Source organism: Microbacterium sp. MDV22-iso44 (genome assembly GCF_058629135.1).
In genome coordinates this window covers 1,120,907-1,140,464 of sequence record NZ_JBZVWS010000001.1, presented here as the reverse complement: position 1 = coordinate 1,140,464, position 19,558 = coordinate 1,120,907, and the positions used below count along the sequence as shown (strand labels likewise).

Sequence of the window (19,558 nt, the reverse complement as noted above, 5' to 3'; positions counted from 1 at the left end):
CGGAAGGATCACCATGAGCGACCGTGACCCCCAGGCCGAGCCCCTCGGCGCCGAGGCCACCGACGTCGACCACGCCGTCACCCCCATCGACACCCCGGTCGATGAGCGCGGCGACGGCGAGACGCGGCCGCGGGAGAACACCGCCGACGCCTGCCCGGTCATCCACCCGGCACCCGGCGCCGATCGTGCGAACCACGGCGGCCAGCCGCATCCCACCGTCGGCACCGCCAACCAGGTGTGGTGGCCGAACCAGCTGAACCTCCGCATCCTCAAGAAGAACCCGTCCGTCGGCAACCCCGTCGGCGAGGACTTCGACTACAAGGCCGCCTTCGAGAGCCTCGACCTCGCCGCCGTGAAGGCCGACATCGCCGCCGTCCTCACCACGTCGCAGGACTGGTGGCCCGCCGACTTCGGCAACTACGGCCCGCTCATGATCCGCATGGCCTGGCACTCCGCCGGCACCTACCGTGCGACCGACGGTCGCGGCGGCGGCGGCACCGGCCAGCAGCGTTTCGCGCCCCTCAACAGCTGGCCCGACAACGTCAACCTCGACAAGGCGCGGCGCCTGCTGTGGCCCGTCAAGAAGACCTACGGCCAGGCACTCTCGTGGGGCGACCTCATGATCCTCGCCGGTAACGTCGCGCTCGAGACCATGGGCTTCGAGACCTTCGGCTTCGGCGGCGGACGCCCCGACGTCTGGGAGCCGGACGACGACGTGTACTGGGGCCCCGAGACCACATGGCTCGCCGACGAGCGCTACAGCGGCGACCGCAACCTCGAGAAGCCCCTCGCGGCGGTCCAGATGGGTCTCATCTACGTGAACCCCGAGGGTCCCAACGGCGAGCCCGACCCGCTGAAGTCCGCTCGCGACATCCGCGAGACCTTCGGCCGCATGGGCATGGACGACGAGGAGACCGTCGCCCTCATCGCCGGTGGCCACACCTTCGGCAAGACCCACGGCGCCGCCCCCGACACGAACGTCGAAAACAACCCCGAGGCCGCCGGCCTCGAGCAGCAGGGTCTCGGCTGGAAGAACAACCACGGCACGGGCAAGGGCGACGACACCATCACGTCGGGACTCGAGGTCACGTGGACCTACCACCCGACCCGCTGGGACAACGAGTTCTTCCACATCCTGTACGCCTACGACTGGGAGCTCATGACGAGCCCCGGCGGCGGTCACCAGTGGCGCCCGAAGAACGGCGCCGGTGCCGACATGGTGCCGCTGGCGCACTCCGACGGTCGTCGCGAGCCGCGCATGCTGACGAGCGATCTGGCCCTGCGGATGGACCCGGCCTACGACGCGGTCTCGCGCCGTTTCAAGGACGACCCCGTCGCCTTCGGTGACGCGTTCGCCCGCGCCTGGTTCAAGCTGACGCACCGCGACATGGGCCCCGTCGCGCGGTACCTCGGGCCCGAGGTTCCGCAGGAGGAGCTCATCTGGCAGGACCCGGTGCCCGCCGTGGACCACGAGCTGATCGACGACGCGGATGCCGCCGCGCTCAAGGAGCGCATCCTCGCCACCGGTCTCACGGTCGCCCAGCTCGTCTCGACGACGTGGGCCGCGGCATCCACCTTCCGTGGCAGCGACAAGCGCGGCGGCGTCAACGGAGCCCGCATCCGCCTCGCGCCGCAGAAGGACTGGGAGGTCAACAACCCCGAGCAGCTGCAGCACGTCCTCGCCGCGCTCGAGGGTGTGAAGGCCGCCTTCGACGCCGAGCAGACCGGCGGCACCACGGTCTCGTTGGCCGACCTCATCGTGCTCGCGGGCAACGCGGGCGTCGAGAAGGCCGCGAAGGATGCCGGGGTCGACGTCACCGTGCCGTTCCGTCCGGGCCGCACCGACGCGTCGCAGGAGCAGACCGACGAGCTGTCGTTCGGCTACCTCGAGCCGGTCGCCGACGGATTCCGCAACTACTACGGACCGAACGCGTTCCTCCCGGCGGAGCACCACCTCATCGACAAGGCGAACCTGCTGACCCTCAGCGCCCCCGAGATGACGGTGCTCGTGGGCGGCCTGCGCGCACTGGGCGCGAACTGGGACGGTTCGTCCCACGGCGTGTTCACCGGCCGACCGGGCGTGCTCACGAACGACGTGTTCGTGAACCTGCTGGACCTCGGCTCGACCTGGACGCCGCTCGACCCCGGCTCGCACGCCTTCCGCGGCACCACGGCGGACGGCTCGCAGATCGGCGTCGGCACCCGCGCCGACCTCGTGTTCAGCTCGAACTCGGAGCTCCGCGCGATCGCCGAGGTCTACGCCTCGGACGACGCCGGCGAGAAGTTCGTCCGCGACTTCGTGGCCGCCTGGACGAAGGTCACCGAGCTCGACCGGTTCGACCTGCACGCCTGACCGGCGTTGCCGTCAGGACGCACGGCCCCTCCTTCACGGGAGGGGCCGTGCGTCGTCCGGGCGGGACCGGCCGCCCGTCGGTTACTGTGGACTCACCCGTGGGCGGAGCACCGGCATCCGCCACCCTTGAAGGACGACATCCGCTCTATGACATCGCGCATCCTGGTGGTCGACGACGACACCGCCCTGGCAGAGATGATCGGCATCGTGCTGCGCACCGAAGGCTTCGACGTGGCCTTCTGCGCGGACGGTGCGGCTGCCGTCGACGCGTGGCGCGACGAACGCCCCGATCTGATCCTGCTCGACCTCATGCTGCCGGGGATGGATGGCATCGAGGTGTGCACGCGGGTACGCGCCGAATCCGGCGTGCCCATCATCATGCTGACCGCTCGCACCGACACCGCCGACGTGGTGCGAGGGCTCGAATCGGGCGCCGACGACTACATCGTCAAGCCGTTCAACCCGAAGGAACTCGTCGCCCGCATCCGCACCCGGCTGCGACCGACCGCAGAGGCCCAGTCCGAGAATCTGCGGATCGGCGACCTCACGGTCGACGTCGCCGCTCACGAGGTGCGCCGCGCCGACGGGGTCATCGCCCTCACCCCGCTCGAGTTCGAGTTGCTCGTCGCCCTCGCCTCGAAGCCGCAGCAGGTCTTCACCCGCGAGATGCTGCTCGAGCAGGTCTGGGGATACCACTACAAGGCCGACACGCGTCTCGTGAACGTCCACGTCCAGCGCTTGCGGGCGAAGGTCGAACGCGACCCCGACAACCCGCAGATCGTGACGACGGTGCGCGGCGTGGGGTATCGCGCCGGCGCGGCCGTGTGACCGGGCGGAGCATCCGATCGTGTCGGTGACGGCGCGCACCGGCACCCACACGGTCGTCCCGCCCTGGCGGGACTGGAAGTCGTGGCAACGCCGCATCCGCTTCCTGTGGCGCCGATCCCTGCGCTTCCGCACCCTGTCGGTCACCCTGACGCTCACGGCCCTGACGATCCTCGTCGCGCTCGTGTGGATGTCGCTCGCCATCCTCACCGATCTGTACGAGTCCCGCGCCGAGCAGGTGCAGGATGCCGCGCAGCGCGCCACGCAGGCCGCGCAGAGCACGTTCGACGCGGCCGTCGTCGACAGCGACGAGGTGGCGCTCCAGGTGCTCATGGACGAGGTGCGCCGCGAGATCCTGTCTCGCCAGGCGGGGACGTCGATGCTCGCGGTCTTCCGCATCGACGACGAACCTTCGGCGATCGCGCCGCAGAACTTCGAGTCCGGCGGGCTCGAGGAGTCGATGATCTCCCCCGAGCTGCGCGACGAGCGTGCGGCTGTCGGCCGACCGGCAGTGGTGGCAGTCGATCGGCATCCCCGAATCCGACGGCGGCGAGACGCCCGGCATCATCGTCGGGCAGCAGCTCATCGTTCCCGAAGCCGGCGCGTACGAGGTCTACTTCGCGTACGACCTCGGCTCGGAGGCGCAGACCCTGCAGTTCGTCCAGGTCACCCTCTGGGTGGTCGGGCTCGCGCTCCTCGTCCTGATCGGCGGCATCTCGCTCTTCGTCCTCCGGTCGGTGACGGTCCCCATCGCGCAGGCGGCGGAGACGAGCGCGAAGCTCGCGGCGGGCGATCTCGCCGTGCGACTCCCCGTCCGGGGCGAGGACGAGTTCGCGACGCTCGGCCGCTCCTTCAACGCGATGGCCGACAGCATCGAGGGCCAGATCAAGGAGCTCGCCGAGCTCTCCCTCGTCCAGCAGCGGTTCGTGTCCGACGTCTCGCACGAGCTGCGGACGCCGCTGACGACCATCCGTCTCGCGGCCGACATGATCAACGACCAGCGCGACGACTTCGACGCGTCGACGGCGCGGGCAGCGGAACTCCTCCACGCCCAGGTTCAGCGGTTCGAGGTCCTCCTCGCAGACCTCCTCGAGATCAGCCGCTACGACGCGGGGTCGGTGCAGCTCGAGGTCGAGCCGACGAGCCTCGCCCACCTGGCCGAGGACACGATCGAGTCGATGGCCCAGCTCGCCGAGCAGCACGGCAGCGACGTCCGACTCGTCGCCCCCGGCGGCTACTCGCCGGTCGAGATGGACCCGCGCCGCATCCGCCGGATCGTCCGCAACCTTCTCGGCAACGCCATCGAGCACGGTGAGGGCAGGCCGATCGTGGTGACCGTCGACAGCGATCAGCGCGCCGTGGCGCTGGGGGTGCGCGACTTCGGACTCGGCATGAGCGAGGCCGACACCGAGCGCGTCTTCGACCGCTTCTGGCGTGCGGATCCCTCGCGACGCCGCACGATCGGCGGAACCGGACTCGGCCTGTCGATCGCTCTCGGCGATGCCCGCCTGCACGGCGGCACCCTCGAGGTGTGGTCGGAGCTCGGCGGCGGGAGCCACTTCGTCCTCACCCTGCCGCGCCGCGTGGGGGAGCATCTCTCCGGCGGCTCACCGATCGAGCTCGACCCGCGCGACGACGCAGCGCTCGGGAACCTCGGACTGACCCAGCCGATCACCCTGCCCCCGCGGGAGGAGACCCCATGACCCTTCGTCGCGGACTCGCCACTGCGGTCGCGGTGATCCTCGCCTTCGCCCTGTCGGCCTGCGCCGGTCTGCCCGTCGGCGGCCCCGTCCACGTGGGCAAGGCGATCGACGAGGTCGAGGGCCCGCCGGACTTCTCCTACGTCCCCGACGGGCCCGGGCGCGACGCGACGCCCCAGCAGATCGTCGAGGGGTTCATCGCGGCAGGCTCGGGACCTCGGGGCAATTGGGAGGTCGCCCAGGAGTTCCTCACGAGCTCGTTCAAGCAGAAGTGGCAGCCGCAGGCGGGCGTCACCGTGTACACCCCCGGGGAGAGCTCGATCTCCTCGTCGGCCGACGACGAGATCGTCTTCACGGTGCAGCCCGTCGCCAACGTCGACGCCACCGGCTCCTACCAGCCCGCCGAGGCGGGGCGCATCCCGTTCACCTTCTCGCTCGAGAAGGAGCGGGGGCAGTGGCGCATCTCGCAGGCGCCCGACGGCATCGTCCTCGACGCGAACCGCTTCGGGTCGGTGTTCCAGAGCTACGACCTGTCGTACTTCGATCCGTCCTGGCGGGTGCTGATCCCCGACGTGCGGTGGTTCCCCTCGACCAATCCGGCCACGCGCATCACCGCGGCGCTCGTCTCCGGCACGCAGAGTCCCTGGCTCGGCGAGTCCGTGCGCTCGGCGTTCACGGGCGAGGTGACACTCACCCAGCCGTCCGTCCCCGTCGAGTCCGGCATTGCGCAGATCTCGTTCGATCCGTCCATCCGCGACCTCTCCCGCGAGACCCTGGCTCGCATGAAGGCTCAGCTCGACGCGAGTCTGGCGGGGGCCGGCATCCTCGATGTGCAGATGCTCGTCGGCGACGAACCCCTCGACGTGACCGCACGCACGACCCGGTCGACCGCGGTCGACACCCGCCCCCTCGTCCTGAAGAACGGCACGTTCGGGTTCCTCTCCGGCAGTGACATCGACGAGGTGGCCGGCTTCGGCGAGGCGTTCTCCGAGGTCGAGGCCGAGGCGGTCGAGACGGATGCCGCGCGCACGACGGCGGCGGTGCGGACCCGTTCGGGGGCGATCCTCCGCGTGGACTCCGACGGCACCCGGACCGAACTCGACACGCGCGCGGGGATGACCGCGCCCTCGATCGACCCCTACGGATACATCTGGACCGTCCCGGGTGATCAGCCGACCGAGGTCGTCGCGTACGGCCGGGACGGCAGTGCGCAGAAGATCCCCGCCGGCTGGGTCGGCGCCGCCGGGGTGACGGCGATGCGGGTCTCGCGCGACGGCGCCCGCGTGGCGGCATTGGTCCGCGCCGGAGGGCGGTGGTCGGTCTGGGTCGCTGGGATCATCCGCGACAAGGACGGCGCCCCCACGTCCATCGGCGACCCCCTCGTCGTCGCGAACATCGGCGGTCGGGGGATCGACCTCACCTGGATCGACGGTTCCACGGTGGCTCTCGTGTTCGCGGACGGTCAACAGCGCGTCGTGCGCGAGCAGACGGTCGGCGGGCTGGGCACCGAGGTGCGTGCGCCCGACGGCGTCGTGGCGATCGCCGGCGGCAACCAGAGCGGCAGCGTCCGGCTGCTCACGAAGGACGGCAGCCTGTACGTGCAGCGTGGATCGTGGCAGGTGCTCGCCGCCGACGTGAGCGTGCTGGCGGTGCAGCAGGGTCAGCCCGGCTGACGCCTCCTCCTCCCCAGGCGCCCGCAGTGCCACCCGTGTCCGCGGGCGGCAGCGGGCGGACCCTCGTGCCCCGGCACCGGAAGCACGATGGCGGGATGCCGCATCCCGCCGTCCCCGGTTCGCCGTCTCGCCTGCGTCTCGCCCTCGACGAGGCGCTCTCCGTGGTCTTCCCGGTTTCGTGCGCAGGGTGCGACCTGCCCGATCAGACCCTCTGCGAGGGATGCCGGGAGGAGGTGAACCCCGTCCCGCGTGCGCGACGGCTCCCGAGCGGACTCGAGGTGCGGAGCGCCCTCGTGTTCGAGGGGGTCCCTGCCCGCGTCATCCGGGCGTTCAAGGAGGACGGCAGGACCGGGCTCGCCCGGCCGCTCGGTGCGGCGTTGCGGAGCGCGTGGCCGGCGGGTGTCGACGCGGTGCCGGTGGCGGTCCCCGCGAGCCGGGCGTCGCTCCGCCGGCGGGGGTACGCGCCGGTGGACCTCCTGTGCCGCCGGGCCGGTTGGCGGCCGTTCCCGCTGCTGTCGGTTGCGCGGGCGACGGCGGATCAACGCGTGCTCAGCCGCGCCGAGCGCGCGGCCAACCTGGCGGGCGCGATGAGCGTGCGCGCGGGTGCGCCGCGTCGACTGGAGGGCCGGTCCGTCGTGCTGATCGACGACGTGGTGACGACGGGGGCGACCCTGGACGAGGCGGCTCGGGCCCTCAGGGTGCGGGGGATCACGGTGGCGGGGGCGGTGACGGTCGCCGCGACGCCCCTCCGCCGCGCCATAGGCGGCTGAGTGGCGATTCATCGTGATCAGGTCGTGACACGCGGCGGGTGCGGCACTACGGTGGGGGGACACAAGGCGAACCGAGGTCCGCCCTTGACCGGGTGGACCGGAACAAGGAGGTCACGATGGAGATCAGTATCGTCGGCGTGGGAGTGAGCGTCAGCGACCGATTCCGCTCCGTTGTCGAGGAGAAGTCCGCCCGCATCGAGCACCTTTCCCCCCGGGCCCAGCGGCTCGACATCAAGGTGACGCATCGCAGTTATCACAACGGTGGTCGTGAGGACGAGACCGTCGAGGTCACCCTCACCGGCAAGGGTCCCGTCGTCCGCGCCGAGGCGGTGGACGGCGACAAGTTCGCCGCTCTCGATCTCGCCATGACCAAGCTCGGCGAGCAGATCCGCCGGGCGAAGGAGAAGCGCGTCGACCTCCGCAACCACCCCCGCGGCGCCAAGCTCGAGAAGGGCACCGGGACGCTCCAGGGCATCGACGTGCAGCCCGCCTCGGTCGACGTCATCCGCGCCGTGGCGACCGGTGAAGTGCCGATCATCACGGGCGCCGAGGACGAAGAGGAGTACACACCCGTCGTCATCCGCACCAAGCGGTTCGACCCCGAGTGGATGACGGTGGAAGACGCCGTCGACCGGATGGAACTCGTCGGCCACGACTTCTTCCTCTTCATCGACGCCCGCACCGACCAACCGAGCGTCGTCTACCGCCGCAAGGGCTGGGACTACGGCGTCATCTCCCTGACCACCACGGCCGCACCGGCGGAGCTCGCCTCCTGACCTGACACGACCTGACGAGAGAGGGTGGATGCCGCGCGGCATCCACCCTCTCTTCGTTCCGTGCGGAGGGAGTCTCAGTCGGCCGCGAGCGCAGCCAGCACGCCGTCGCTGAACGGCGGCCACGCGTCGGCCGCCCAGGGGCCGAACGGGCGATCGGTGAGCGCCACGAGCGCCGCGCCGGCGCTGGGGTCGACCCACAGGAACGTCCCGGCCTGACCGAAATGCCCGAACGTCTCGGGGGAGTTGTGCGATCCCGTCCAGTGCGGGCTCTTGGTCCCGCGGATCTCGAGCCCCAGGCCCCAGTCGTTCTCCGCCTGCTGTCCGAAGCCCGGCAGCACGCCGCGTCGGCCGGGGAACGACACCCCCGTCGCGCGGTCGAGCGTCGCGGGATCGAGGAGGCGTGGCCGCTGCAGCTCCGCCGCGAAGAGGGCGAGGTCCGCGCTCGTCGAGGAACCGCCCGCCGCGGCGGAATCGCCGATCGTCGTGTGCGACATCCCGAGCGGCGCGAACACCGCCTCGTGCGCATAGGCGTCGAAGGCGATGCCGGTCTCGGATTCGAGCAGGTCGGCAAGCACCTCGAAGCCCGTGTTCGAGTAGAGGCGTCGTTCGCCGGGCGCGGCGCGGAGTTCCGACGACGAGAAGTCGTACCCGGCCGTGTGGGCCAGAAGGTGCTCGACGGTCGCTCCAGGGGGCCCCGCGGGCTGGTCGAGCGCCAGGGCGCCCTCTTCGACGGCGACCAGCGCCGCGTAGGCGCTCAGCAGTTTCGTGACGGAGGCGAGTCGGTAGACGCGATCCTGATCGCCGGCGGATGCCGCGACGGCACCGTCCGCGGTGACGACCGCGACCGAGGCGTGGGGGACGTCCCAGTCCTGCGAGGCGGCGACCGCCTCGTCGAGCGCCGTCATCAGTCGAACATGCCGTCGAGCAGGCCGCCGATCACGAGCCCGCCGAGCAGGCCGCCGGCGAGGCTGCCCCCGCCCATGCCACCGCCCATGCCGCGGCCGCCGTACCCGCCGCCGGAGCCCCAGTCGTCCGGTCGCGAGGAGTCGATGTCGCGCTGGGCGAGCTGCAGGGCCTCGCCGGCGAGGTGAGCGGCGCGGCGGGCGAGCGACATCGCCTCGTCGCGGTCGTCCTCGTCGATCGGCCCCGCGTAGCGCACGAGATCGCCTCGGACGCGTTCGGCTTCGGCGAGGCGCGTGCGCGCGTCCGCGCCGATCCAGCCGCGGTGGCCCGAGATGACGCTGCGTGCGACGCCGATCTGCCGGTCGGCGTCGTCGATGGCGTGGTGCACGTGGGCTTCGGAGGGCACGGGACGCGCCGCGCGCTCGCGCGCCTTGTCGACGGCGGCGTCGAGCGCCGCATTGGCCGTGCGCAGCCGGGTGAGTTCGGCGAACGGGTCGGGCTTGCTGCCGGCGGGCGTCAGTGACCGGAGCGCCGTCTCGAGGTCGGCGGCAGCCGCAGCCACAGCCGGTGTCGACAGCAGCGGCTGCGCCACGATCAGGTCGTCCCGGGAGTCGTCGACGATCGCGGCGAGCGTCGACTCCGCACGCAGCGCCTCGATCTCAAAGGTGTCGACGGCCTCGACGAGGGTGCCGGCACGGCGTGACGCCTCGATCGCGGTCTCGAGCGCGAGGTTGGCCTGTTCGCGCTGGCCGGCGTCGCGGCGACGCTCCGACACCTCCGAGCTGTGCTCGGCGAAGTCGAGGAGCTGGGCTGCTTCCGCGGCGTTGCCGAGGACCGTCCGCATCGCGGCATCCGAGTAGCGCGTCGACAGGCGCTCGAGGCTCGCCGTGAGGGCCGGGAGGCGCTCGCGCAGTCGAGCCACGTCACTGCGGATCCCGGCGATGATCTCGGGTGCGCGACGGGCGCGGGCGATGGCTTCGGCGAGGGATTCGGTGCGGTCGTCCAGCAGGTCCTCGGCCCACTCGCACAGCTGCACGATGCGGGCGTTGCGGGTGCGGAGCTCCTCGGGGGTGTCGGGGATCTCGTCGTGGTTGAGCTGATGCAGCTGGAACGCCTCACCCATGTGCTGACGCACGGCGGCCAGCGCGTCTCGGAGGTCCTTGGTGGCGTCGCGACCCAGCTCGATCTCGGCGTACGCGAGTTCGTCGTCCGTCACGCGGATGCGCTCGTCGGCGGCGACGAGGGCAGCGCCGGCCTTCCGACTGAGTTCGGCATCCTGTGCCTCGATCTCCGCGTCTTCGCGCTTGCGTCTTCCCCAGAATCCCGCCATGCGCCCGATCTTACGGGCCGAGGCCGACTGCGGCGGCGTTCGGCGGGGGATGCCGCGACCTCCAGCAACCTCGTAGGTCACGGGCGGATAACATGGCGGTGTATGTCTGCGCGTCCCGCGCACCGGCATCCCGACATCGCTCGTCGGAATGCCGAATCGACAGATGGAGATCCTCCGTGGCGAACCCCCTCGAGAAACTGCTTCGTGCCGGTGAAGGCCGCGTTCTGCGCAGGCTGCAGCAGGTCGTGAAGGCCGTGTCGGCCCTCGAAGAGGACTACGCGCACCTCACCGATGAGGAGCTCCGCGGCGAGACCGCCGAGCTGCGCGCCCGCTACGAAGCGGGGGAGAGCCTCGACAAGCTCATGCCCGAAGCCTTCGCCGCCGTCCGCGAGGCCGCGAGCCGCACCCTCGGCCAGCGTCCCTACGACGTTCAGGTCATGGGCGGCGCGGCCCTCCACCTCGGCAACATCGCCGAGATGAAGACGGGTGAAGGCAAGACGCTGACCGCGGCGCTGCCCGCCTACCTCAACGCCATCGCCGGCAAGGGCGTGCACGTCATCACGGTGAACGACTTCCTCGCCTCGTACCAGTCCGAGCTGATGGGGCGCGTGTACCGAGCCCTCGGCATGACCACCGGCACGGTCGTGTCGGGTCAGGACCCCGAGGTGCGCCGGCAGCAGTACGAGGCCGACATCACGTACGGCACGAACAACGAGTTCGGCTTCGACTACCTGCGTGACAACATGGCGTGGCGGAGCGAAGACCTCGTCCAGCGCGGCCACTTCTACTGCATCGTCGACGAGGTCGACTCGATCCTCATCGACGAGGCGCGTACGCCGCTCATCATCTCGGGCCCTTCGTCGGGTGAGGCGAACCGCTGGTTCACCGAGTTCGCGAAGATCGCGCGCACCCTCGAGGCGGGCGTCGACTTCGAAGTCGATGAGAAGAAGCGCACCATCGGCGTGCTCGAGCCCGGCATCGAGAAGGTCGAGGACTACCTCGGCATCGACAACCTGTACGAGTCGGCGAACACGCCCCTCATCTCCTTCCTCAACAACTCGATCAAGGCGCTCGCCCTGTTCAAGCGCGACACCGACTACGTCGTGATGAACGGCGAGGTCATGATCGTCGACGAGCACACCGGCCGCATCCTGGTCGGTCGTCGCTACAACGAGGGCATCCACCAGGCCATCGAGGCGAAGGAGGGCGTCGCGGTCAAGGCCGAGAACCAGACCCTCGCGACCGTCACCCTGCAGAACTACTTCCGTCTGTACGAGAAGCTCTCGGGCATGACCGGTACCGCCGAGACCGAGGCCGCCGAGTTCATGTCGACGTACAAGCTCGGCGTCGTTCCGATCCCCACCAACAAGCCGATGATCCGCAAGGACCAGTCCGACCTCGTCTATAAGAACGAGCAGGCGAAGTTCGCGCAGGTCGTCGAGGACATCGCCGAGCGGCACGCGTCGGGCCAGCCGGTGCTCGTGGGAACCGTCAGCGTCGAGAAGAGCGAGTACCTGTCGCGCCTCCTCGCGAAGAAGGGGATCAAGCACGAGGTCCTCAACGCGAAGAACCACGCGCGCGAAGCCGAGATCGTCGCTCGTGCCGGCCGGTACGGCGCCGTCACCGTCGCGACCAACATGGCCGGTCGTGGAACCGACATCATGCTCGGCGGCAACGCCGAGTTCCTCGCCGTGTCGGAGATGAAGGCGAAGGGCCTCGACCCCGTCGAGACGCCGGACGAGTACCAGTCGGCCTGGGAGGACGTCTACGGCGCCGTCAAGGAGAAGGTCCAGGAAGAGGCCGACCGCGTCGTCGAGGCCGGTGGACTCTACGTGCTCGGCACCGAGCGCCACGAGTCCCGGCGTATCGACAACCAGCTGCGCGGTCGCTCGGGACGTCAGGGCGACCCGGGCGAGAGCCGCTTCTACCTGTCGCTGACCGACGACCTCATGCGCCTGTTCCAGTCCGGCGCGGCAGAGGCCATCCTCGCCCGCACGAACTTCCCCGACGACGTGGCCATCGAGTCGACGATGGTCTCGCGGGCGATCAAGAGCGCGCAGTCGCAGGTCGAGGCCCGCAATGCCGAGATCCGCAAGAACGTCCTCAAGTACGACGACGTCCTCAACCGTCAGCGCGAGGCGATCTACGCCGACCGTCGCCAGATGCTCGAAGGCGACGACCTCTCGTCCCGCGTCGAGCACTTCATCGAGGACGCCATCGCGGCGATCATCGACGAGCACACCGGCTCGGGGCACAACGAGAGCTGGGACTTCGACGCCATGTGGGCCGAGCTCAAGACGCTCTACCCCGTGGGGGTGACGATCGACGAGGTCGTCGCCGAGAGCGGCAGCAAGGGCAAGGTGACGCCCGAGCTCCTCAAGCGCGAACTGCTCTCGGATGCGAAGATCGCCTACCGCTCGCGCGAGGAGACGCTCGGCGAGCCGGCCATGCGCGAGCTCGAGCGTCGCGTCGTGCTGCAGGTGCTCGACCGCCGCTGGCGCGACCACCTCTATGAGATGGACTACCTGAAGGACGGCATCGGCCTGCGTGCCATGGCCCAGCGCGACCCCCTCATCGAGTACCAGCGCGAGGGGTACCAGATGTTCCAGTCGATGATGGCGCAGATCAAGGAGGAGTCCGTCGGCTTCCTCTTCAACCTCGAGGTCGAGGTGCGCCAGACCGAGGGCGGCGACATCGAGGCCAAGGGTCTCGCCTCGCCCGACATCGACGCGCAGAAGCTCCAGTACACGGCGCCCAACGACGCCGGCGAGGTCGAGGTGCGCAACGAGCGCGGTCAGGTGCAGCAAGCCGCGACCAGCAAGGCCCGTCAGCGCGAGGCCGAGCAGGAAGCTCCGGCCGACGCGCCGCGGGGGGCTTTCGGGCAGCAGATGGATGCCGGTTCCGCACCGACGGACGCGGGCAACCGCGCGCAGCGACGGGCGTCCGGCAAGAAGAAGTGACGGCGGGCCGACGGGCGTCGGGCGGTCCACGGACTCGTCATTGGCCCCGTCGGCCTTCGCTATCCTGAACCGATGACCCCGCGCACCCTCGACCAGTCATCCAAGCTCAAGGACGTCCTGTACGAGATCCGCGGTGCCGCCCTGGTCGAGGCCGACCGGCTGCAGGACGAGGGTCACACGATCCTCAAGCTGAACACCGGGAACCCGGCCGTCTTCGGCTTCGAGGCGCCGTTCCAGATCGTGCGCGACATGATCGAGGCGGTGCCGCAGGCGCACGGCTACTCGGATTCCCGCGGCATCATGTCCGCGCGCCGCGCCATCGTCTCGCGGTACGAGGAGGAGCCGGGCTTCCCCAAATTCGATCCCGACGACGTCTACCTCGGCAACGGGGTCTCCGAACTCATCACGATGACGATGCAGGCCCTCCTCGACGAGGGCGACGAGGTCCTCATCCCGGCTCCGGACTACCCGCTCTGGACGGCGATGACGAGCCTGGCCGGCGGCACTCCCGTGCACTACCTCGCCGACAGCGAAAACGGCTGGCAGCCCGACCTCGACGACATCCGGGCGAAGGTCACCCCGCGCACCAAGGCGATCGTCGTCATCAACCCGAACAACCCGACCGGCGCCGTCTACACGCGAGAGACCCTGCAGGGGATCGTCGAGATCGCCCGTGAACACGAGCTCCTGCTGCTCTCGGACGAGATCTACGATCGCATCCTGTTCGACGATGCGACCCATATCCCGCTCGCCACACTGGCTCCCGGCCTGCTGTGCCTCACCTACAACGGCCTGTCGAAGACCTACCGCGTCGCGGGCTACCGCTCGGGCTGGATGGTCATCACCGGGCCCAAGAAGCACGCCTCCGGCTTCCTCGAGGGCATCCAGCTCCTCGCCTCCACCCGCCTCTGCCCCAACGTCCCCGCGCAGTTCGCCGTGCAGGCGGCGCTGTCGGGCGTGCAGTCGATCGACGCCCTCATCGCCCCCACCGGTCGGCTCCATGAGCAGCGGGACGCGGCCTGGGAGGGCCTGACCGCGATCCCCGGCATCACCTGCGTCAAGCCGCACGGCGCCCTGTACGCCTTCCCCCGTCTCGACCCCGAAGTCCACGAGATCCACGACGACGCCAAGTTCGTCTACGACTTCCTCGTCGCCGAGCACGTCCTGCTGGTGCAGGGAACCGGCTTCAACTGGCCGACGCCCGACCACTTCCGCATCGTCACGTTGCCCGAAGCGCGGGTGCTCACCGAAGCGATCGAGCGACTCGGCAACTTCCTCGCCTCATACCGCCAGTAACGCGTCTCACAGGAGCGCGAGCGACGTCGCGCGCCAGCGCCCGTCCCAGCCCTCGAGTCGCATCGCCACGGCGCGGGTGCGGACCGGCCCGCTCACCACGACCACCGCCTCGATGACGCCGTCTGCGGGGACGCAGGTGCGTTCGGTGAGGATGCGGTGGGCGGGGCGGACGGCGGCGATCCCGCGTGCGCTTCGTGCCCGGGCCGACAGGTTCGCTCGCGTCACGAGCGCCCGATAGGCGTCCTCACCCAGCCACCGGGCGAGTTGGTCGACGTCGCGGACGCCGGCGAGGACTTCCAGGACCCCGATCGTGAGGTTCTTCACGAGCGGGAGGGGATCGGGGAGGTCGTCCGACGACGTGCGTTGCGGCGCGAAGTACTCGGCTACCTCGAGGGAGCTTCCCGACCGCGGGATGCGGTGGTCTTCAGAGACGGCGAGGGCCATGTCGATTCCTCTCGGGCGACAGGTGTCTGCGGAGCGGTGAACGGCATGAGTACAGCACACCCTCGTCAGCGGGTGGATGAGAATACTCCAACCTGTGGACAAAGTGCGCCCGGGTGTGCGAGGTGGTCTACCGTCGGCCGGGTGCGCTGGGATCGCTTCTTCGAAGACCTCGAGGACCAATTGGACTCCGAATGGGAGGCCGAGCGTGCTGCCCTCGACACCGAGGCCGAGAGACTGCGTCTGGCCCGCCTCTCGCTCTTCGAGCGGTTGACCGCTCTGACCGGTTCGACGGACGGCGACATCGTCGTCGACCTCCTCGGAGGATCCGCCGTCACCGGTACACCAATGGCCACCGGACCGGACTGGGTCGCCCTCGACGACGGCGCTCCCCGGGGCGCCCTCCTCGTCCCGCTGGCGGCCGTCATCGCGTTCGGCCCCTCGCACGCCGATCTCCTCCGCAGCGCGCGCGGGGGAACGCCCGGTCGTCTGCGGGAGCGGATGACGCTGGGCTTCATCATGCGCGACCTCGCCCGGCGTCGCGTCCCGGTCACGATCCACTCCGTGGATGGTCGCGAGTACGGCGGCACGGTGGACCGGGCGGCATCCGACCACCTCGACCTTGCGCTCCACGATCGCGGCGCACCGCGGCGTGCCGATCTCGTGAGCGGCCACCGGATCGTGCCGTTCGCGGCGATCGCGGGCATCCGACTCGAATCGCCCGTGGCGCTCGCCTGACGGGTGCGGATCTACTCGCCGCCGCGGCGTCCGCGCCCCCACAGTTCGGGGAAGCTCGCCGCGTTCGATTCGCGCCACAGCGCGTGCAGACGGGCATCCTCCGCCTGGTCGTCGAGGTAGTCCTCGACGCTCGCAGCCTCGATGCGCCAGGAGGCGGGCGAGCCGAGCCGGGCGCCCCGCAGGCGGCCGTCGAGCACGAGGGCGACGACCTCGTCGACCTCCAGCTGCAGCATCTCCGCCACCTGGGAGGGCGTCAGCATACGCGCGGGCATTCCTTCGGGCATGAGGCCATTATGGGCCCGATGGCGGAACCCATCCGGAGCCTGTCCGGCTTGTGGATAATCCCGGCAGCGGCGGTGTCGGCTCGGTCACCATGACGTCATGACCACTCCCGACACCGTCCGGCCCGCGCCGCGCGCATTCTGGGCCGACGCGCGATTCCTGCTCGGGATCGCGCTGATCATCGCCTCCGTCGCAGGCGTCTGGCTCGTCGTCGCGTCGGCCCGGCAGACCGGCCCCGTCTTCGCCGCTGCCCGGACGATCGTCCCGGGACAGACCGTGACGGCCGACGACCTCCGGGTGGTCGACGTCGCATTGGGATCCGCCGGCGAGACCTATGTGTCACCGGCATCCCTGCCGCCGGGTGTCATCGCCACGCGGACGATCCTCGAGGGGGAGCTCGTCCCGCAGGCGGCCGTGGACGACGCGGACGCCGCCACGACGACCACCATCGTCATCCGGACCTCGGGCGATGTCTCCGCCTCGGTGGTGGCGGGATCGGTCGTCGAGGTGTGGGCGGCCCCGGCCGAGGACGGCGGCACCTTCGGGGAGCCTCGCATCCTCGTCCCTTCGGCGACCGTCGTCAGCGTCACGCGCGACGATGCCGTCGTGTCGGGCACGGACGTGTCTCTCGAGATCGTCATCCCGCGCGCCGACGTCGCCGAGAGCCTCGCGGCGCTCGCCGACGGCGCGAACATGTCGGTCGTGCCGGTCGCGGGGGAGGCGCAGTGAGAGTCGTCGTCGCCGTCGACGGACGCCGCGGCGAGGACCTCGCCCGTCGACTGCGGGAGGAGGATGCCGATGTGCGGGCGGTCGTCCCCGCCTCGGCGCCCGCGAATGCGGCGTTCGACGCCATGTCCGCGCCGGAGGCGGCGGAGCTCCTCGCGGAGCTGGCGCGCGCCGACATCCTCATCGTCGACGGCCGGCCGTCAGCGCTGACCACCGAGCTCGTCGCTGCCTGCGATCGGATGTCCGTCCGGATCGTGCCGCTGTCGGCCCGGACGTCGGATCGCCGCCTCGCCGCCTCCCTGGGGCTCGTGCCGCACGAGCCCGATGCGCTGGCGGCCGAGCTCCTCGCCGCGCCGTCGTCATCGGTACCGGTCGAGCCCGTCCGCGGCCGCGTCGTCACGGTGTGGGGTGCGCACGGAGCACCTGGCCGGACCACGATCGCCGTCGAGCTGGCGTGCGCGCTGTCGGGCCCGACGCGCAAGGTGGCTCTGATCGACGCGGACTCGCACGCCCCCTCGGTGGCGTTGGCCACAGGGCTGGCCGACGAGGGCCCGGGTTTCGCGGCGGCGTGCCGTCAAGCCGAACGCGGAGGACTGACGGTGGCGGAACTCAGCCGCATCTCTTCCACTCTCGGGGACGTGGACGTCCTCACGGGACTCAACCGGCCCGGCCGATGGCCGGAGCTCTCGCACCCGCGCGTCCTTTCCGCGCTCGAGGCGTGTCGAGGGTGGGCGGACGACACCGTGGTGGACATCGCTGCGCCGCTGGAGCGGGACGAGGAGATCGTGAGCGACCTGTTCGACGGTCCTCGCCGGAACGCCGCGACGCACGCCGCGCTGGAGGCCGCTGATGTCGTCGTCGCCGTCGTCGCCGCCGACCCCGTCGGGGTGTCGCGGTTCGTCCGCGCCTGGCCGGACCTGCGTGCGGCGTCGGGCACCACCCCCGTCCGCGTCGTGGTGAACAAGATCCGCGCCGCGGCTCTCGGCGTCGACGCACGCGGGCAGGTGCGGCGCACGCTCGAGCGCTACACCGGCGTGACGGAGGTGTCCTTCGTGCCGTGGGATGCCCGGGGAACGGATGCCGCCATGCTCGCCGCGCGGCCCATCGCCCATGTCGCGCCGCGCTCGGCGGTGCCGGCAGCCGTGCGTCGACTCGTCGCCGAGTCCCTCGCACCCCGGACCGCCGACGAACCCGCGACGACGCGTCACTCGCTGCGTCGTCTGGCGCGGACCGCCTGACCCGGCCACCGGGGAGAGGTCGGGCGGAGGATTAGGGTGGAGGCGTGTCCACCCTCAGCGACCTCGTCTACGCCCAAGGCCGTTCCACCGCGGAGGACGTCGAATGGCTCCACCGCCTCGCAGGGGATGGTCAGTTGCTCGCCGACCTGGCGTTCGCGGACATCGTCGTGTGGGTGCCGACACCCGATGACTCGTTCATCGCGGTGGCGCACACGCGGCCGAGCGGCGCCGCCACCCTCTTCTACCGGGACATCGTCGGCGACGCCGTGCGCCCGCAGTGGCGGACGCAGGTCAAGGACGCGTTCACGCAGGTCCGGATGGTCGATTCGGCATCCCCGGACTGGTTCGAGGAGACCCCCACGCGGGTGCGGGCCGTGCCGATCGTGCGCGAGCGCGCGGGGGAGGGTCGCGAGACGCGGGTGATCGGCGTGGTGACACGTCACACCAACCTCGGCGAGGCGCGCACCCCCTCGCGCCAGCAGATCACGTTCAACGACTGCGCCGACGACCTGTTCGGCATGATCGCGTCGGCGGACTTCCCCGACCTCACCGCGCCGACCTCGCCGCGCCGAGGCGCTCCCCGCGCATCGGACGGCCTCATCCGCCTCGATGTCGACGGCATCACGACCTTCGCGAGCCCGAACGCGCTGTCCGCGTTCAACCGTCTGGGCTTCGACGACGAGCTCGAGGGCGAGTCGCTCATGCAGGTGGCGACGACGATCATGCCGGCATCCCGTCAGTTCGACGAGTCGCTCCCGATCGTGATGGCCGGTCGGGCGCCCTGGCGTGCCGACGTCGAGGCGCGGGGCGTGACGGTGTCCCTCCGCACCATCCCGCTGCGCGAGAACGGCAACCGCATCGGCGCCATCGTCCTCTGCCGCGACGTCAGCGAGATCCGGCACCAGGAGCAGGAGCTCATCACGAAGGACGCGACGATCCGCGAGATCCACCACCGGGTGAAGAACAACCTGCAGACGGTCGCCTCGCTCCTGCGCATCCAGGCGCGTCGCACGCACTCCGACGAGGGGCGCGACGCCCTCACGCAGGCCATGCGGCGCGTGAGCGCGATCGCGGTGGTCCACGACACCCTGTCGGAAGGACTGATGCAGAGCGTCGATTTCGACGATGTCTTCGAGCGCGTCCTGAAGCTCGTCGCCGAGGTGGCGGCTGCCCCCAACACGAGGGCGCGCACCGTCAAGACCGGCACGTTCGGGACTCTTCCCAGCGAGTACGCGACGCCGCTCGCGCTCGCACTGACCGAGCTCGTCACGAACGCGGTGGAGCACGGCCTCGCCGACAAGGAGGGCGAGGTCGAGATCATCGCCGAGCGCGATGAGGACCAGCTCCTGGTGCGCGTGCGCGACACCGGGGTCGGCCTTCCCGAGGGTCAGGTCGGCCGCGGTCTCGGTACGCAGATCGTGCGCACGCTCATCCAGGGAGAGCTCAGCGGAACGATCGACTGGCACACCCTGATGGGCAGTGGCACCGAAGTGACGATCGAGATCCCGATGCGATACATCGAGCGCGCGCGGGCCTGACGCCCGCGC

Annotated in this window: 15 protein-coding genes and 1 pseudogene; 12 read left to right on the top strand and 4 right to left on the bottom strand. The window is 70.5% G+C overall.

Annotated elements, in window-relative coordinates:
* Positions 1-13: 13 nt before the first annotated feature.
* The 6 genes and pseudogenes from katG (at position 14) to hpf (ending at position 8,097) form a co-directional block, all read left to right on the top strand.
* Positions 14-2,353 (top strand): catalase/peroxidase HPI, encoded by a 2,340-nt coding sequence (gene katG / locus AC4NN1_RS05640; protein ID WP_491954764.1) that lies wholly within the window; start codon positions 14-16, stop codon positions 2,351-2,353.
* 147 nt (positions 2,354-2,500) lie between these two features.
* Entirely contained in the window at positions 2,501-3,181 is a 681-nt protein-coding gene (gene mtrA / locus AC4NN1_RS05635; RefSeq protein WP_018188721.1) for an MtrAB system response regulator MtrA, read from the top strand.
* A 19-nt stretch (positions 3,182-3,200) separates the two neighbouring features.
* Positions 3,201-4,881: pseudogene (mtrB, locus tag AC4NN1_RS05630) on the top strand (MtrAB system histidine kinase MtrB).
* On the top strand, positions 4,878-6,551 hold the full coding sequence (locus AC4NN1_RS05625) for an LpqB family beta-propeller domain-containing protein (RefSeq protein ID WP_491954763.1): 1,674 nt from the start codon (positions 4,878-4,880) through the stop codon (positions 6,549-6,551). Before mtrB ends, AC4NN1_RS05625 begins: the two are co-directional and overlap by 4 nt.
* A 95-nt stretch (positions 6,552-6,646) precedes the next feature.
* Positions 6,647-7,321, top strand: coding sequence for a ComF family protein (locus AC4NN1_RS05620; RefSeq protein WP_491954762.1), 675 nt, complete (start codon positions 6,647-6,649; stop codon positions 7,319-7,321).
* Positions 7,322-7,437: 116 nt separating this feature from the next.
* Positions 7,438-8,097 carry a ribosome hibernation-promoting factor, HPF/YfiA family gene (gene hpf, locus AC4NN1_RS05615; RefSeq protein WP_026303037.1) on the top strand — a complete coding sequence of 220 codons (660 nt, stop codon included), beginning with the start codon at positions 7,438-7,440 and terminating at the stop codon, positions 8,095-8,097.
* 74 nt (positions 8,098-8,171) lie between these two features.
* On the opposite strand, the gene AC4NN1_RS05610 is transcribed toward hpf, so the two are convergent.
* Both AC4NN1_RS05610 and AC4NN1_RS05605 read right to left on the bottom strand, forming a co-directional pair.
* Entirely contained in the window at positions 8,172-9,002 is an 831-nt protein-coding gene (locus AC4NN1_RS05610; protein ID WP_491954761.1) for a serine hydrolase domain-containing protein, read from the bottom strand.
* Complete coding sequence (locus tag AC4NN1_RS05605) at positions 9,002-10,330, bottom strand: hypothetical protein (protein WP_491954760.1); 1,329 nt, start codon at positions 10,328-10,330, stop codon at positions 9,002-9,004. The genes AC4NN1_RS05610 and AC4NN1_RS05605 overlap by 1 nt, the downstream gene beginning before the upstream one ends.
* 176 nt (positions 10,331-10,506) lie before the next feature.
* On the opposite strand from AC4NN1_RS05605, the gene secA reads away from it, so the two are divergent.
* Positions 10,507-13,290, top strand: a complete 2,784-nt coding sequence (gene secA / locus AC4NN1_RS05600; protein WP_018188714.1) for a preprotein translocase subunit SecA — start codon at positions 10,507-10,509, stop codon at positions 13,288-13,290.
* A gap of 72 nt (positions 13,291-13,362) precedes the next feature.
* Positions 13,363-14,586, top strand: coding sequence for a pyridoxal phosphate-dependent aminotransferase (locus AC4NN1_RS05595; protein WP_491954759.1), 1,224 nt, complete (start codon positions 13,363-13,365; stop codon positions 14,584-14,586).
* A 6-nt stretch (positions 14,587-14,592) separates the two neighbouring features.
* Here the strand turns inward: AC4NN1_RS05595 and AC4NN1_RS05590 are convergent, their stop codons facing one another.
* Positions 14,593-15,030 carry an Rv3235 family protein gene (locus AC4NN1_RS05590; RefSeq protein WP_018188712.1) on the bottom strand — a complete coding sequence of 146 codons (438 nt, stop codon included), beginning with the start codon at positions 15,028-15,030 and terminating at the stop codon, positions 14,593-14,595.
* Positions 15,031-15,171: 141 nt separating this feature from the next.
* Here AC4NN1_RS05590 and AC4NN1_RS05585 point away from each other — a divergent pair, with 141 nt between their 5' ends.
* Entirely contained in the window at positions 15,172-15,765 is a 594-nt protein-coding gene (locus tag AC4NN1_RS05585; protein WP_018188711.1) for a hypothetical protein, read from the top strand.
* A gap of 11 nt (positions 15,766-15,776) precedes the next feature.
* Here AC4NN1_RS05585 and AC4NN1_RS05580 read toward each other — a convergent pair whose 3' ends face one another.
* The gene (locus tag AC4NN1_RS05580) at positions 15,777-16,025 is read right to left on the bottom strand and encodes a helix-turn-helix domain-containing protein (protein WP_018188710.1); all 249 of its coding nucleotides are present in this window, start codon (positions 16,023-16,025) and stop codon (positions 15,777-15,779) included.
* A gap of 121 nt (positions 16,026-16,146) precedes the next feature.
* On the opposite strand from AC4NN1_RS05580, the gene AC4NN1_RS05575 reads away from it, so the two are divergent.
* From AC4NN1_RS05575 to AC4NN1_RS05565, 3 genes are read left to right on the top strand one after another with little or no spacing between them, the layout of a single operon-like run.
* The gene (locus tag AC4NN1_RS05575; protein WP_018188709.1) at positions 16,147-16,776 is read left to right on the top strand and encodes an SAF domain-containing protein; all 630 of its coding nucleotides are present in this window, start codon (positions 16,147-16,149) and stop codon (positions 16,774-16,776) included.
* The gene (locus AC4NN1_RS05570) at positions 16,773-18,011 is read left to right on the top strand and encodes a CpaE/TadZ family protein (protein WP_491954758.1); all 1,239 of its coding nucleotides are present in this window, start codon (positions 16,773-16,775) and stop codon (positions 18,009-18,011) included. The genes AC4NN1_RS05575 and AC4NN1_RS05570 overlap by 4 nt, the downstream gene beginning before the upstream one ends.
* A gap of 44 nt (positions 18,012-18,055) precedes the next feature.
* On the top strand, positions 18,056-19,549 hold the full coding sequence (locus AC4NN1_RS05565; protein WP_020096771.1) for a sensor histidine kinase: 1,494 nt from the start codon (positions 18,056-18,058) through the stop codon (positions 19,547-19,549).
* Positions 19,550-19,558 lie beyond the last annotated feature (9 nt).

Excerpts from the sequence above, each read along its gene's own strand:
- AC4NN1_RS05610 (WP_491954761.1), bottom strand. The coding sequence starts at position 9,002 with ATGACGGCGCTCGACGAGGCGGTCGCCGCCTCGCAGGACTGGGACGTC.
- mtrA (WP_018188721.1), top strand. The coding sequence starts at position 2,501 with ATGACATCGCGCATCCTGGTGGTCGACGACGACACCGCCCTGGCAGAG.
- AC4NN1_RS05620 (WP_491954762.1), top strand. The coding sequence starts at position 6,647 with ATGCCGCATCCCGCCGTCCCCGGTTCGCCGTCTCGCCTGCGTCTCGCC.
- AC4NN1_RS05595 (WP_491954759.1), top strand. The coding sequence starts at position 13,363 with ATGACCCCGCGCACCCTCGACCAGTCATCCAAGCTCAAGGACGTCCTG.
- AC4NN1_RS05625 (WP_491954763.1), top strand. The coding sequence starts at position 4,878 with ATGACCCTTCGTCGCGGACTCGCCACTGCGGTCGCGGTGATCCTCGCC.
- AC4NN1_RS05590 (WP_018188712.1), bottom strand. The coding sequence starts at position 15,030 with ATGGCCCTCGCCGTCTCTGAAGACCACCGCATCCCGCGGTCGGGAAGC.
- hpf (WP_026303037.1), top strand. The coding sequence starts at position 7,438 with ATGGAGATCAGTATCGTCGGCGTGGGAGTGAGCGTCAGCGACCGATTC.
- katG (WP_491954764.1), top strand. The coding sequence starts at position 14 with ATGAGCGACCGTGACCCCCAGGCCGAGCCCCTCGGCGCCGAGGCCACC.
- AC4NN1_RS05580 (WP_018188710.1), bottom strand. The coding sequence starts at position 16,025 with ATGCTGACGCCCTCCCAGGTGGCGGAGATGCTGCAGCTGGAGGTCGAC.
- AC4NN1_RS05575 (WP_018188709.1), top strand. The coding sequence starts at position 16,147 with ATGACCACTCCCGACACCGTCCGGCCCGCGCCGCGCGCATTCTGGGCC.
- AC4NN1_RS05605 (WP_491954760.1), bottom strand. The coding sequence starts at position 10,330 with ATGGCGGGATTCTGGGGAAGACGCAAGCGCGAAGACGCGGAGATCGAG.